The 14,813-nt window shown below is 55.0% G+C and carries 11 protein-coding genes; 4 read left to right on the top strand and 7 right to left on the bottom strand.

Annotated features, from left to right (window positions below; translation table 11 throughout):
- Positions 1 to 30 precede the first annotated feature (30 nt).
- Entirely contained in the window at positions 31 to 690 is a 660-nt protein-coding gene (locus tag K0I63_RS07920; RefSeq protein ID WP_220083065.1) for a response regulator transcription factor, read from the top strand.
- 111 nt (positions 691 to 801) lie between these two features.
- On the opposite strand, the gene fghA is transcribed toward K0I63_RS07920, so the two are convergent.
- Both fghA and K0I63_RS07910 read right to left on the bottom strand, forming a co-directional pair.
- Positions 802 to 1,635 (bottom strand): S-formylglutathione hydrolase, encoded by an 834-nt coding sequence (gene fghA / locus K0I63_RS07915; protein ID WP_220083064.1) that lies wholly within the window; start codon positions 1,633 to 1,635, stop codon positions 802 to 804.
- Between the two features lie 59 nt (positions 1,636 to 1,694).
- Positions 1,695 to 2,825, bottom strand: coding sequence for an S-(hydroxymethyl)glutathione dehydrogenase/class III alcohol dehydrogenase (locus K0I63_RS07910; RefSeq protein ID WP_286670301.1), 1,131 nt, complete (start codon positions 2,823 to 2,825; stop codon positions 1,695 to 1,697).
- A gap of 200 nt (positions 2,826 to 3,025) precedes the next feature.
- On the opposite strand from K0I63_RS07910, the gene K0I63_RS07905 reads away from it, so the two are divergent.
- Entirely contained in the window at positions 3,026 to 3,895 is an 870-nt protein-coding gene (locus K0I63_RS07905) for a LysR substrate-binding domain-containing protein (RefSeq protein WP_220083063.1), read from the top strand.
- 102 nt (positions 3,896 to 3,997) lie between these two features.
- Here the strand turns inward: K0I63_RS07905 and K0I63_RS07900 are convergent, their stop codons facing one another.
- From K0I63_RS07900 to K0I63_RS07880, 5 genes are all read right to left on the bottom strand, one after another.
- A complete protein-coding gene (locus tag K0I63_RS07900) occupies positions 3,998 to 4,243 on the bottom strand; it encodes an HP1242/YdcH family protein (RefSeq protein ID WP_011865337.1) in 246 nt (81 codons plus the stop codon).
- Between the two features lie 176 nt (positions 4,244 to 4,419).
- Positions 4,420 to 5,709 carry an NAD(P)/FAD-dependent oxidoreductase gene (locus K0I63_RS07895; RefSeq protein ID WP_220083062.1) on the bottom strand — a complete coding sequence of 430 codons (1,290 nt, stop codon included), beginning with the start codon at positions 5,707 to 5,709 and terminating at the stop codon, positions 4,420 to 4,422.
- A 322-nt stretch (positions 5,710 to 6,031) separates the two neighbouring features.
- Entirely contained in the window at positions 6,032 to 6,658 is a 627-nt protein-coding gene (gene catB, locus K0I63_RS07890) for a type B chloramphenicol O-acetyltransferase (protein WP_220083061.1), read from the bottom strand.
- 88 nt (positions 6,659 to 6,746) lie between these two features.
- Positions 6,747 to 7,358, bottom strand: coding sequence for a fumarylacetoacetate hydrolase family protein (locus K0I63_RS07885; RefSeq protein ID WP_220083060.1), 612 nt, complete (start codon positions 7,356 to 7,358; stop codon positions 6,747 to 6,749).
- 28 nt (positions 7,359 to 7,386) lie between these two features.
- A complete protein-coding gene (locus K0I63_RS07880; protein ID WP_220083059.1) occupies positions 7,387 to 10,809 on the bottom strand; it encodes a hybrid sensor histidine kinase/response regulator in 3,423 nt (1,140 codons plus the stop codon).
- Between the two features lie 178 nt (positions 10,810 to 10,987).
- On the opposite strand from K0I63_RS07880, the gene acs reads away from it, so the two are divergent.
- Together acs and radD are read left to right on the top strand one after the other, a co-directional pair.
- Positions 10,988 to 12,940, top strand: a complete 1,953-nt coding sequence (gene acs, locus K0I63_RS07875) for an acetate--CoA ligase (protein WP_220083058.1) — start codon at positions 10,988 to 10,990, stop codon at positions 12,938 to 12,940.
- Between the two features lie 117 nt (positions 12,941 to 13,057).
- The gene (gene radD, locus K0I63_RS07870) at positions 13,058 to 14,803 is read left to right on the top strand and encodes a DNA repair helicase RadD (RefSeq protein ID WP_491573758.1); all 1,746 of its coding nucleotides are present in this window, start codon (positions 13,058 to 13,060) and stop codon (positions 14,801 to 14,803) included.
- Positions 14,804 to 14,813: the final 10 nt, after the last annotated feature.

Genomic DNA, 14,813 nt, shown 5'->3' with positions numbered 1-14,813 from the left:
TTCAAGTGCAACAAAGATAATCAAAAAGCAATGAAGCTCGAAAACTTGCACATCATCATCGCAGATGATCATCCATTATTTAGGAATGCGCTGCGACAGGCATTGAGCGGCGCCTTTGCCGACACCCAATGGTTTGAGGCCGACAGCGCCGAAGCCCTACAAGGCCTATTGGAACAGGGCAACACCGCCTATGACTTAGTGTTGCTGGATCTACAGATGCCCGGCTCCCATGGTTACTCCACCTTAATACACCTAAGAACCCATTTCCCCGAACTGCCTGTGGTGGTGATCTCCGCTCACGAAGATGCCATGACCATCAGCCGCGCCGTTCACTATGGTAGCGCCGGGTTTATTCCCAAGTCTGCCTCCATGGAGACCCTCTCGGAGGCGCTCACGGCCGCGCTCTATGGCGATATCTGGCTACCAGACAACATAGAGCTGCAAGAGATCAACGAAGATGCTACGGATCAGATGGCGGCCAAGCTCGCCGATCTCACGCCGCAGCAATATAAGGTGCTGCAGATGTTTGCCGAAGGTCTGCTCAACAAGCAGATCGCCTATGACCTGGGCGTATCCGAGGCCACCATCAAGGCCCACGCCACCGCCATCTTTAGAAAACTCGGGGTGAGAAATCGCACCCAGGCAGTTATCGCCCTGCAGCAGCTGGAGATGGAAAAGGTCGAGCTATAGCAGAAAACAAGGATAAGCCAGCACAAAAAAGCCGAACTCTCGTTCGGCTTTTTTATTCCCGACTGTTTGTTTTCACAGCCCTTTTTGTTGCTCACTTAATGCCTGAAGCTGTCATAAAAGATGACTGGCGTGGAATCTCAGATGATCTTCGATAAAGGTGGCGATGAAATAATAGCTATGATCGTACCCCTCCTGCATACGCAGGATCAGCGGATACTCCTTCTCCTTGGCCACCGCAATCAAGGCCTCAGGCCTTAACTGCTCCTCGAGGAAGTTGTCACTACTGCCCTGATCGATAAAAATCGGCAGATCGCAGCTGGCCTGTTTCATCAGCTCACAGGCATCATAGGCCAGCCAAGCGTCACGGTTCTTACCCAGATACTCGCTAAAGGCCTTCTGCCCCCAAGGGCAGTTGATAGGATTGACGATAGGGCTAAAAGCCGAGACAGAGCGATAACGATCTGGATGCTTAAGGCCTATGGTCAAGGCGCCGTGGCCTCCCATGGAGTGACCGGCCAGTGAGCGCGCCTCGGTCACAGGAAAATGGGCCTCGATAAGCTCGGGGAGCTCCTCAACCACATAGTCATACATCTGATAGTGCGCCTGCCAGGGCTCCTGAGTCGCGTTGAGATAAAACCCCGCGCCTTGGCCCAGGTCGTAGGCAGCGTCATCGGCCACCTCCATCCCTCTTGGGCTAGTATCGGGCGCGACGATGGCTACTCCAAGTTCAGCCGCGATGCGCATGGCGCCAGCCTTTTGCATGAAGTTTTCATCCGTGCAGGTCAGACCCGATAGCCAGTAGAGCACTGGCACCTTCTGCTCGCTGGCCTGAGGCGGCAGGTAGATGGCGAAGCGCATGGCGCAATTTAGCACCCGAGACTGATGCTGATACTGCTTATGCCAACCACCGAAGCACTTGTTGCTGCTAATATTTTCTATGGTCATACTCTCATTCCTAAAGGGCGCAGACGCGGCGTCTGCGCCTAAGCTAAGCCAAATGATGCCTATCGGTTAAAGTGCACCACAGAGCGGATACTCTTACCCTCATGCATGAGGTCGAAGGCAGTGTTGATCTCCTCCAGCGCCATGGTGTGAGTGATAAAGTCGCTGAGCTTAAATTCGCCGCGCAGGTATTTCTCAACGATCTCAGGCAGCTCTGAGCGTCCCTTCACGCCGCCGAAGGCACTGCCGCGCCAGACTCGGCCGGTGACCAGCTGGAAGGGACGGGTCGAGATCTCCTGACCGGCACCGGCGACACCAATGATCACAGACTCGCCCCACCCCTTATGGCAGCACTCCAGCGCCGAGCGCATCACATCCACATTACCGATACACTCGAAAGAGTAATCCACGCCGCCATCGGTCAGCTCAACAATCACTTCCTGGATAGGCTTGTCATAGTTTTTAGGGTTGATGCAGTCGGTTGCCCCTAACTGACGGGCCAGCTCAAACTTGCTCTCGTTGATATCGATGGCGATGATGCGGCTAGCGCCCGCCATGGTCGCGCCTATGATGGCCGACAGGCCTATGCCGCCGATCCCGAAGATGGCGACGCTGGCACCCGGCTCAACCTTTGCCGTGTTGAGTACCGCGCCCATGCCTGTGGTCACACCGCAGCCCAGCAGACACACCTCTTCCAGCGGCGCCGCAGGATTGACTTTGGCCAGTGAGATCTCTGGCAGCACAGTATATTCAGAGAAAGTTGAGCAGCCCATGTAGTGGAAGATAGGCTGACCATCTTTGAAGAAGCGTGTGGTGCCATCTGGCATCAAGCCTTTGCCTTGAGTCTCGCGGATCTTCTGACACAGGTTAGTCTTACCCGACTTACAGAACTTACACTCGCCGCACTCAGGGGTATAAAGCGGGATCACGTGATCCCCCACCGCCACACTGGTGACACCTTCACCGACCGCCTCGACAATACCGCCGCCTTCGTGGCCCAGGATCGCCGGGAAGACACCTTCAGGATCGTCACCCGAGAGGGTAAAGGCATCGGTATGGCAGACGCCGGTTGCGACTATCTTCACCAACACCTCACCAGCCTTGGGATACATCACATCCACCTCTTCTACCGATAATGGCTGGCCCGGTCCCCAGGCGATGGCGGCCTTAGATTTAATAAACTTGTCTGTCATCTCGCTTGCTCCATTTAGTGTCTGTATCTGTGTATCTGTCTGCCCACTTCAATGTAGTCGCTGACCATTACCTTGTCTCGCCAGCAGTTACATCACGGTGGATTTGATCACTTGAGCCTATTTTATTTATTTCATATGAGATGATAATCTCCGTTTTATACAAATCATTTTTACCAAATAGTAATAATAGGTTTAAAGCCATGCAGGAATGGGAAGGGGTCAGCGAATTTGTCGCGGTGGCGGAGACAGAGAGTTTTACTAAAGCGGGCAAACGCTTAGGGATCTCTACCGCCCAGGTGAGTCGCCAGGTAGGCGCGCTGGAACAGAGGCTGGATACCAAGCTGCTCTATCGTACCACCCGCAAGGTCTCCATGACGGAGGAGGGACAGCTCTACTACCGGCATTGCCGTCAGGTGCTCGATGGCCTGGAAGAAGCCGAGCGCGCACTGAGCAGCTTAAGAGGCCTGCCCCAGGGGCTATTGAGGATGACGGCGCCGGTGGCCTATGGCGAGAAATATATCCTGCCTGTCGTCAACGACTTCCTGCTCACCTACCCTAACGTGGAGGTGGATATCGCCCTCACCAACCGTCAGGTGAGACTGGTAGATGCGGGCATAGACCTGGCCATTCGCATCGGCAAGTTGGCCGATTCGAGCCTGATCGCTAAACGGATCAGTCAGCGGATCAACTATGTGTGCGCCTCACCGGACTATCTCAAGCGGTTCGGCGAGCCACACAGCCTGTCTGAGCTGAGCCGGCACAACTGCCTGATCGGCAACCATGACTACTGGCGTTTCCTCGAACAGGGGCGCGAGCGACAGCTTAAGATAAAGGGCAATCTGAGGTGTAATACCGGCCACGGCCTGAGAGACGCGGCGCTCAAGGGACTGGGACTGGTGCAGCTGCCCAACTACTATATAGGCCAGGACCTTAAGGCGGGCCGTTTAGTGTCAGTGCTCAACGCCTATCAGGAGCCAAACGAAGGGGTCTGGGCCCTCTATCCCCAAAACCGTCACCTGTCACCTAAGGTGAAGTTAATGGTAGAGTTTCTCGACCGCGCCCTGCCCTAAACCTTTCAAGGTTTTAAGACAATAAAAAACGCCCCTTCATCTGGTATGAAGGCGCGTTTCTCTTTTTTAACGCTTAACGCCAGCTCTCCGGCTGCTGGCGTGTCAGTTACTGGCGTCGAGCAGACGTTGATAGAGGGCGTCTTTCAGCTCGGCTCTATCGTGCTTAAGCTGATGCATGGCGCTATCGTCGATAGGCGCATCGTTAAGCTCTAAGGTTCGGATCTCTTTGTCTAACGAACTGTACTTCTTGTTGTCTTGCGCGAACCCATCATCGGATTCGGTGAGTTTGAGGATCAGGTCTTGATAATCAGGAAAGTCGTTAATGAGCGAGTGGTTTTCACCTAGCATAAGGCCCCCTTTACTTGAGCAGATAAATGGATAAATTTTATGCCTTGTTCATAAATGTAGCACGCCATCACGCCCCTGATCAGCATCCACCTCACAAAATACTGCAAAGAGTTGATAATTTAAGTTTTAGTGCGCTGTTTACAAGCCTTTACACCTGAGATTTGCCCAGTCATTCGCTACCTAAAATGTTCCATCATGCGGTAATAGAGCATGCCCAGCGCCATCCCCTGATTACCGAGCCAATCACCCACCGGCAATCTTATCTGTTTCATCTGAGCAAAGAGGTCGAACTCCTCCAATTGCCCCTGCACCGCCTGACTCATGATCTCGCCCATGATATGCGAGGTGGCGACCCCATGACCCGAGTAGCCCTGGCAATAGAACAGATGCTCAGACACCTTGCCAAGTTGGGGGATACGGTTAACCACTATGCCCGCCATGCCGGTCCAATCGAACTCTATCTCCACCCCCTTGAGGCGGGGGAAGGTGCGCTCTATCGCCGGGCGCAGCTCGGCGGCCACATCCTTAGAATCACGGCCCGAATAGTTGGTACCACCGCCAAACATCAAGCGGTTATCGGCGGTCATGCGGTAATAGTCGAGCACGAAACGGCTATCATATACGGCTAAATCATGGGGGTTGAGCTGCTTGGCCAGTTGTGGGTCCAGTCTCACCGTGGCGCAGTTGCCCAAAGATGCGGGAAACAGCATGCCCCTTAACTTATGACGCGCCAACCTATGGTAGGCATTGCCCGCCAGAACGGCGCAGTTGGCGGTGATCCGCCCCTTGTCGGTTGTGACGGTAACCCGCTCATTATCAGAAATGTCCAAAACCTGTGAGCCCTCGAAGATCAAGGCGCCGTTTGCCTCGGCGGCCCGCGCCTCACCGATACAGAGATTGACCGAGTGCAGATGCATGTTGCGGCGATTCAATAAGCCACCGTGGTACAGCGGGGTGTCCAGATAGTCGGGAATGTCGGCCTTACTCAGCAAGGTTAGCTCATCGCCCATGCCGCGTCTTAGCCCCTCTTCATAGGTGGTCTGCATCTCGGCCATATGGGCCGGCTTATAGGCGGTGTGCAGATGACCGAATTTAAGGTCACAATCTATCTGATATTTTTCTACCCGCTTTTTGATGATCTCATGGCCGCGCCAGCGCAGGTTCCAGACAAACTCCTCTGCGTCATGGCCGATACGATTACGCAGCTGTTTCACCATGGCGTTATCGCCAGATAGACTGCCGGTCACCTGACCGCCGTTACGACCGGTTGCCCCCCAGCCCACCTTATTTGCCTCCACGACGGCCACCTTGACACCACGCTCGGCAAGTTCCAGTGCGGTCGCCACACCGGTAAAACCGGCACCTATAATCACTACATCAACATCCAACTCCCCCTCTAGGCTTGGGTAATGGGTCTCCTGCTTGATGGTGGCATTGTAATAAGAGTTACAGCGAGCGAGTGACATCCGGCTTTCCTTAATCGTTAGGTTGCGCCGCCATGATGCGGCTTTGTTTTATATTTTTTACAACACGTTTGATATTCGAGTATACCTAGGTGCAATGTCAGGTCAACTAGTTCACTAGGCTCGCGCACGTAAAAAACCAAGCTAAGAAAAAAGAGAATAAGAAAACAGGAGGTAAGAAAACAGGGCGTAAGAAAACAAGGAATAAGGAAGCAGGGAGTATGAAAGGGGCGTTACTGCTAGAGAGTAAAAATGATTATTGATATGAATTTACGGGTAAATATAAAAGCAGAGGCGCGCCGCTAACTGCGGCGCGCTGCAGACGTTAACGGGTCTGCTGCCAATAGGCGTAAAGGCCGGCAATATCCTTGCTACAGAGCAGATGCATCGCCGCTCTCACCTTGTCATCACTCCAGTGCCACCATTGCATCTCCATTAACATGGCTATCTCTCCATCCGAAAAACGATAGCGGATCAATTTCGCTGGGTTGGCGCCTACTATGGCGTAGGCTGGCACATCTTTGGTCACCACGGCGCGACTCGCAATAACGGCGCCATCCCCCACAGTGACTCCTGGCATGATCATCGCTTCGGAGCCTATCCAGACATCGTTGCCTATCAGGGTATCACCGGCGCGGACAAAACCATCCTGGGCGCCCGAGAAGCTATCACCCTGTTGATAGAAAAAGGGAAAGCTACTGACCCAGTCTGTTCTATGGCCCTGATTACCTGCCATCATGAACACGGCGCCAGAGCCAATGGAACAGTAGTTGCCTATGATAAGCCGGTCGACATCGTCCCTATCGGGCGCCAGGTAGCGGGCGCAGTCATCGAAACTGTGTTGATGATAATAGCCCGAATAGTAGCTATGCTCGCCCACGATAATATTGGGATTAGTGACCAGCTCCTTTAGCGATTGGCCGGCAAAAGGGCTATCGAAATAATTTTTCATCTTAAAACCTGTTGTTACTTGTCCTCACACCTTCCCAAGCTGGCGTGCATTAGCGTGTTCCAGAAGATGGCACTAGGGCATTCGCACTTTACTGTGCCACCCAGCTTTGGCTGACAAGCTGCTTTTCCCCTTGATAGAGCTCCAGGGTAAAGTGCTCACCCTTAACTATCTGCCCTACGCCCTTGGGCGTCCCCGTCATCAGGATGTCGCCATCTTCGAGGGTCATGAAGCTGGCTATCTCGGCCAACATGGCCTCGGGGCGATTAAGCATCAATGCTACATCCCCCTGCTGGCGCAGCTCACCGTCGATAATCAGGCGAAACGAGAGTGAGTCGAGTTCGCCATCAAAAGGCACAAACTCGCCAAACAGCGCGGCGCCATCGAAAGACTTGGCCCGCTCCCAGGGTAGTCCCTTGGCCTTAAGACGGCTCTGTAGCTGACGTTTGGTGAGATCTAAACCGACGCCCACAGCCTCAAACCCGCCCGCCTTCACAAGGAAACAGAGCTCGGCCTCATAGTGTAGCGGCTCTTGATCTGTGCTGAGTAACGTCTCGGATATTGCCGAGTTAGGCTTAACGAACAGCACCATCTCTTCGGGCATCTCATTGTTAAGCTCCTTGATATGCTCGGCATAGTTTCGCCCGACGCAGACTATCTTACTCGGCGTCACCTGTTGCTCTAGATATTTAACCAAGCGCAATCTTCACTCCTTCGCTGTTGATGTATTCTTACTTTACTAAACTGGATATCAGCGCTCGCAGCGCCGCGGGTTTAACCATCTTGGCCATGTAGTGATAGCCGCGCTGCTGCACATCTTCCACCAAGTCTTTACGGGTATTGGCGGTGATCAAGATCCCCGGCAGATGAGCGCCATAGAGGGCACGGATCCCGTCCATGGCATCGACGCCGTTTTGGCCATGATCCAGATGGTAGTCGGCCAGCACGATATCGGGTGCCACCCCCTTGAGCCCCAGCTTGATGCGGGCATCGGCCAGATCGCTGGCGCAGATAACCTCGCACTGCCAGCGGCTGAGCAGGCTCTCGAGTCCTGCCAGGATCGCCTCTTCGTTATCGATACAGAGTACCTTTACCCCGGCCAGCGGTTGCATGACGGGATTGGCCTTCTTAGGCAGGGCTACCTTAGCCTTCTCCCCTAGCGGCACTGTGATGGAAAACATCGAGCCTAACCCTAGCTTGGAGACCACCTTAATGTCATGGCCTAACACACGGGCGATGCGATCGGCGATGGCTAGCCCCAAGCCTAAACCGCTAACGCTCTTACTCTCAGGGTTTTCAAGGCGCTTGAACTCCTTAAAGATCTCTCCCAGCTCCTGCTCGTCGATGCCGCAACCTGTATCGATCACCTGGATCTCCAGCGCCCCGGCGCGGTGACGACAGCCCAGCAGTACCCGATTGCCCTTGGCATATCGATAGGCGTTGGTGAGAAAGTTCTGCAGCACCCGCCTGAGCAGGCTGAGATCTGAGCTGATAATACTTGAGCTGGCCACCATGGAAAACTTGATGCCGTAATCCTTAGCCATGGCATCGAACTCCACCGCTAAGCCTTCCAGTAGCTCGGCCACCGAGAAGTCGCGGCGGTTAACCTCCACCATGCCGGAATCCAGCTTAGAGATATCCAGTAGATCCGTCAGCAGCTCGCCGGCGATTTTGAGTGAGCTGTTGACGTGAGAGAGCGTGGTGCGCCCCTCCTGATCCAGATTTGGATATTGCGCCAAGGAGGCCGTAAACAGACGAGCGGCGTTAAGTGGCTGCATCAGGTCGTGGCCGACTGCGGCCAGGAAACGACTCTTGGAAGCGTTGGCTATCTCCTCCTGAGCCTTGGCCTCAAGTAGCTGACTGTTGAGCAGCGCCAGCTCATAGGTACGCTCCTTCACCCTGGCCTCCAGGGTTTCATTGACCTCCTGCAGCGCTCTGGCCTGCTCGCGGTACTGAGTAATGTCGGTAAAGGTCATCACGAAACCGCCGCTGGGCATAGGATTGCCCTGGATCTTAATTACCTTGCCATCCTGGCGCTCACGCTCGGACACATGTGGGGTGCCGTTACGCATATGCTGCACCCGCTTGCCCACCTGCTCCTCTACATCCCCGGGGCCGCAGTAGCCACGCTCGGCGTTGAAACGCACCACATCGGCGATGGGCATGCCGGCCTGCAGAAAATCTTCGGGATAGTCGTAGAGCTCCACATACTTGTAGTTCCACGCCACCAGATTCAGCTCCTTGTCCACCACGCTCATCCCCTCATAGGCGTGCTCTATGGCCCCCCTGAGCATATCCTGGCTGAGGATGATCTTCGATGAGGCCTCATCCACCAGGCTGAACACCTCATCCAAAGCGAGATCTCGCCCCTGCAGCACTGAGTCCATCACCAAGGAGGCGCTGGAGCCCCCCAGTACCCCAGCCAACATATGTTCGGTATGGGCAATCAGTTCCGGCGAGGCCACCTTATGCCAGCTGTCGCTGCGCACCGCCTCATCGGAGAAGCGGGAGAAACTCTCGTAGGCCCGGGTGGGACTGACGAAGCGGCTGGCCAGGATCAAGAGATCCTGCTGAGAGATGGGCGATGCCTTGCGGTTACTGGTGTTTTTCAGCTCGCCTGGCGTCACGAAGGCGCTGGCCTGGATGCGCTCGGCCACCCCGGCGCGAAACCAGATAGAGCCAAGCACATAACAGGCGAGATTTGCCAGCAGCGCGGTGAGAATGTCACGAATGTTGGGGTTGATACTGTCAAGCAGCGCCAGCTCGCCGCCGAATACTCCCTGACTGTCGCTCATCCCCTGCACTAGTATGTAACACCAAAGGCCGAAGCCGACGATAAGCCCCAGATACACCCCACCGCGGTTGCCGTGCTTCCAGTACATACCACCAATCAGCGCAGGCGCGAGCTGGGCAAAGGCACCGAAAGAGAGCATGCCCAGCGCCGAGAGCGAATCGCTGTTCATGAAGGAGAGGTAACTGAAATACCCCAGCCCCAAGATAAGGACAATAGCGATGCGACGGGCATTGAGCAGGAACTGCGAAAACTGGCTGAAGTTCTTCTGACGGATCTTGCCCGAGTGCAACATCAGAGGCACCAGCCACTCGTTGCTCACCATGACGCTGATGGTCACCACGGCAACGATCACCATGCCGGTGGCCGCCGACAGCGTTCCAAGCAGGGCAATCACCGCCAGCATGGGCTGATCCAGCGCCAAAGGTAGATTGATCACATAGGTATCGGCCGATACGCTATCCCCCAGCATCAGCTTACCCGCCAGGGCGAGCGGCGCCACAAACATGCCAAACAGAATCAGATAGAGGGGAAACAGGTATTTGGCCTTAACTAAAGTTCGCTCATCCTTGCACTCCACCATCATCACGTGGAACTGGCGCGGCATGCAGAGAAACGCCGCCATGCCCACCAACAGCTGAGGCATCAGGTTTTCCAGCCGCAGCTCGGGATTATTGATCAGCTGACGCTCGGTGGCCTGGGCCCAGATATCGCCGAAGCCATCGAAGAAGCCAAAGCTGATCACGCCCCCCACCAAGAGGAAGGCCGCCAGCTTCACCAATGACTCGAAGGCGATTGCCAGCATCATGCCCGGGTTGTGTTCGGTCGCATCCAGCTTGCGAGTACCAAACAGGATGGCAAACATCGCTAGTATGCCGGTGACGATCAGCGAGACCCAGGCGCCATCGTATTGGGCGTCTTCGGGCTGAAACAGGTTGAGGCTGAACACCATGGCCTTAAGCTGCAAAGCGATATAGGGCATGATGCCAAACAGGGCGATCAGGGTAACGATGGCGGCTATGGTCTGCGACTTGCCGTAACGGGCGGCGATAAAGTCGGCCACCGACGTGATGTTTTGCGCCTTGGAGACGATCACCATCTTGCGCAGCAAACCGAAGCCGAAGGTAAAGATGAGTATGGGACCGACGAAGATGGGCAGGAAGGACCAGAGATCCTGAGCCGACTGACCAACTGTACCGAGAAAGCTCCAGGAGGAGCAGTAAACCGCTAAACTTAAACCATAAATCCAGGTCTGTATCTTCTTGGTGATCCGCCCAAACCAGCGCTCTGCTCCCCAGGCCAACAGGAAGAGTAGCGACACGTATAACAGGGCGATCACGCCGACAACCAGAGTCAGATTCATAGTAATTCCAATTCTTTTAATTATTCTGCGCTAAATACTAGCTTAAATCTCGTGCAAATATAATCACAACAGACTAAAAATAAAGGATATTTTTTTACTAGACCAAGGTCTAATAGAGGTAAATAGCCTAAGCATTCCATACTTTATCTACGCACAATTAGAAATAAAAGGAAGTCAGATGAGCACCCAGTCTCTCTACAAAGTTCCAAGCGAAATCGCGGCGAATGCCCATATTAATGACGAGAAATATAAGAAGATGTATCAGGAATCTGTGGTTAACCCCGAAGGTTTCTGGAGAGAGCATGGCCAGCGCATCGATTGGATGAAGCCTTTTACTAAGGTCAAGAAAACCTCCTTCGACGATCACAACCTGTCGATCAACTGGTTCTATGACGGTACCCTAAACGCCTCGGTCAACTGTCTCGATAGACACCTGGCCGACAACGCAGACAAGCTGGCCATCATCTGGGAAGGTGATGACGCGGCCGATCAACGCACCCTCACCTATGGAGAGCTCCATACAGAGGTGTGTAAGTTTGCCAACGCCCTACGCAGCCAAGGCGTGCGTCGTGGTGACGTGGTCACCGTATACATGCCAATGGTGCCCGAGGCAGCCGTGGTCATGCTGGCCTGTGCCCGCATCGGCGCCATCCACTCTGTGGTGTTCGGCGGCTTCTCACCTGACTCTATCGCCTCACGGGTGATCGATGGCAAGTCCAAGGTCGTGATCACCGCCGACGAAGGCGTGCGCGGTGGCCGTACCATTCCATTAAAAGCTAACATAGATGCCGCCCTGTCTCACCCAGACGTAACCTGTGTCGAGAAGGTGATCGTGCTTGAGCGTACCGGCAATCCAGTCAACTGGGTTGAGGGACGCGACATCAAGTGGGATTCACTGATGGAAACAGCCTCTGAGCACTGCGTGGCCGAAGAGATGGGCGCCGAAGATCCCCTCTTCCTGCTCTATACATCTGGCTCTACCGGTAACCCTAAGGGCGTGCTGCACACCACGGGGGGTTACCTGGTCTATGCCTCGATGACTCACGAATATGTGTTTGATTATAAAGAGGGTGAGATCTACTGGTGTACCGCCGATGTGGGTTGGATCACCGGCCACTCCTACATGGTCTATGGCCCTCTGGCTAACGGCGCGACCATATTGATCCACGAAGGTATCCCTAACTACCCAAGCCCAGCCCGTCTGGGTGAGATGATCGACCGTCATAAGGTCAACATCCTCTACACGGCGCCGACGCTTATTCGCGCCCTGATGGCAGAAGGCAAGGAGCAGTTCGATGGCTTCGATGGCAGCTCGCTGCGCATCATGGGCTCTGTGGGTGAACCTATTAACCCAGAGGCCTGGCGCTGGTATCACGAGGTGATCGGCCATGAGAACTGCCCTATCGTCGATACCTGGTGGCAAACCGAAACCGGTGGCATCCTGATCTCGCCACTGCCGGGCGCCACAGATACTAAGCCAGGTTCAGCCACTCGCCCCTTCTTCGGCGTGCAGCCGGCCCTGGTGGACAACATGGGTAACATCATAGATGGCGCTGCCGAGGGTAACCTGGTGATCCTCGACTCCTGGCCAGGACAGATGCGCACCGTGTATGGCGACCATGACAGATTCGCCCTCACCTACTTTAAGACCTTCCGTGGCATGTACTTTACCGGAGACGGTGCTCGCCGCGATGAAGATGGCTACTACTGGATCACAGGCCGTGTCGATGACGTGATCAACGTATCGGGCCACCGACTGGGTACCGCCGAGGTCGAGAGCGCCCTGGTGGCTCATGAGCATGTCGCCGAGGCAGCCGTGGTGGGCTACCCTCACGACATCAAGGGCCAAGGCATCTATGCCTATGTCACCTTGACCAAGGGCACTCAGGAAAGCGAAGAGCTGCGTCAGGAGCTGCGTCAATGGGTCAGAAAAGAGATTGGCGCCCTGGCGACGCCGGATCTGATCCAGTGGGCCGGCGGTCTGCCTAAGACACGTTCGGGTAAGATCATGCGCCGCTTCCTGCGTAAGATCGCCGCCAACGAAGTGACCAACTTAGGTGATGCGTCGACACTCGCCGATCCAGCGGTGATCGACACCCTGATTGAGACGCGTCTCAACCGCAGCGAATAACCTTTTTGCTGAATTAGATTCTCTCTTCTAGCCCCTCTTCGAGGGGCTTTTTTTATATCTCCCCTAGCCGCTACCAAGCTGCGCTGCTATCCTGACTGCCCCAATCACAGACCATCAATTGCCTTGCAACTCAGAGATTATCAACGCCAAGCCGTCGATGCGGCCATCAACCACTTTAAGCGCAGCGATGACTCCGCCCTGCTCGTCCTCCCAACTGGGGCTGGCAAGAGTATCGTCATCGCAGAGCTTGCTCGCATCGCCAAGGGGCGCACCCTGGTGCTCACCCACGTAAAAGAACTGGTGGCGCAAAACGCCGAGAAGGTTGGATTACTGACAGATGAGGCCAGTATCTTTTCCGCCGGCCTGAAACAAAAATCGACCCGCAACAAGACGGTGGTGGCCAGCATTCAATCGGCGGTGCGTAACCCCAAGCAGTTTGATGAGCCCTATTCGCTGGTGATCATCGATGAGTGTCACCGGGTCTCCAATGAGAAAGAGAGCCAGTATCAGCAGCTCCTGAGCCATCTCAGGACCCAGAATCCAAAATTCAGGCTCCTGGGCCTGACGGCAACCCCCTACCGATTGGGCAGCGGTTGGATCTATCGCTATCACTACCATGGCAAGATTGGCAATACCGAGCAGCCGGTGTTCGAGCACTGCATCTTCGAGCTGCCGATGCGCCCGCTGATCAAACAGGGCTTTCTGACGCCGCCCAAGGTACTTGATGGCCTGTCGGCCCAGTATGATTTCAGCGATCTCTCACCCAATACCAACGGTGAATACAATGAGGCCGAAGTCGACTCTCTGCTGCATCACGCGGGCCGCGCCACCAAGGCAATTGTGGAGCAGATAAAACAGCTCACCAATACCCGCGCCGGCACTATCATCTTCGCGGCGACCGTGCGTCATGCCAAAGAGATCATGACCCTGCTGGACAGCCCCGAGGCGGGACTAATCACCGCAGATACACCAAGCCAGGAGCGCGATGCCATTATTGATGCCTTCAAACGCCGCGAGCTCAGCTACCTGGTCAATGTTGCAGTGCTCACCACAGGTTTCGACGCCCCCCATGTGGATCTTATCGCCATCTTGAGGCCCACGGCTTCAGTGAGTCTGTTCCAGCAGATGGTCGGCCGGGGCTTGAGGATCTGCGAAGGCAAGCGGGATTGCTTAGTGATCGACTACGCCGCCAACGGCTTTGACCTCTTCTTTCCCGAAGTTGGCCGTCCCAAACCCGACAGCAAGAGCGTGCCGGTGCAGGTGCCCTGCCCGGTCTGTGGCTTTGCCAACATCTTCTGGGGGCTGGTCGATGATGATGGCGATATTATCGAACACTTCGGACGACGCTGTAAGGCCGTGGTCGATGACGGCGACGGCAAGCACCAATGCGACTTTCGATTTCGCTCCAAGGCCTGCCCAAATTGCGGCGAAGAGAACGATATTGCCGCCAAAGTGTGCCAACATTGTCAGTCAACGCTTATAGACCCCGACAAGCGTCTTAAAGAGGTGCTACAACAGAAACATCATCACCTGTTCCGTTGCCAGGAGATGCTGTTTGAGGCCGACAACGACAGGCTCAGGGTGCGTTACCTGGATATCGAGGGCAACGATTTCTGCTGTTACTTCAATTTTGCCACCAAGGCGCAGATCCGCGCCTTCTATGGCGTCTTTGTGCATCAACACACACGCACACCAGGCCAGAAACAACCCACCTTTAGCAAGGTCGACCAGGTGATCGCCGCGCGGGACCATTTTCGTATGCCGGATCTGCTGCTCCTCAAGAAGGGCAAACGCGGCTGGGAACTTGTCGAGCGTTTCTTCGACTATCGGGGCCGATTCGATAGCCAGCATAAGTTTGTATGATCTGTCATAT

Origin of the sequence: Shewanella rhizosphaerae (assembly GCF_019457655.1) — a bacterium.
In the GTDB taxonomy this organism is placed as follows: Bacteria; Pseudomonadota; Gammaproteobacteria; order Enterobacterales; family Shewanellaceae; genus Shewanella; species Shewanella loihica.
Note: the sequence above shows the minus strand (reverse complement) of the source record. Positions and strands in the feature narration are given on the sequence as shown.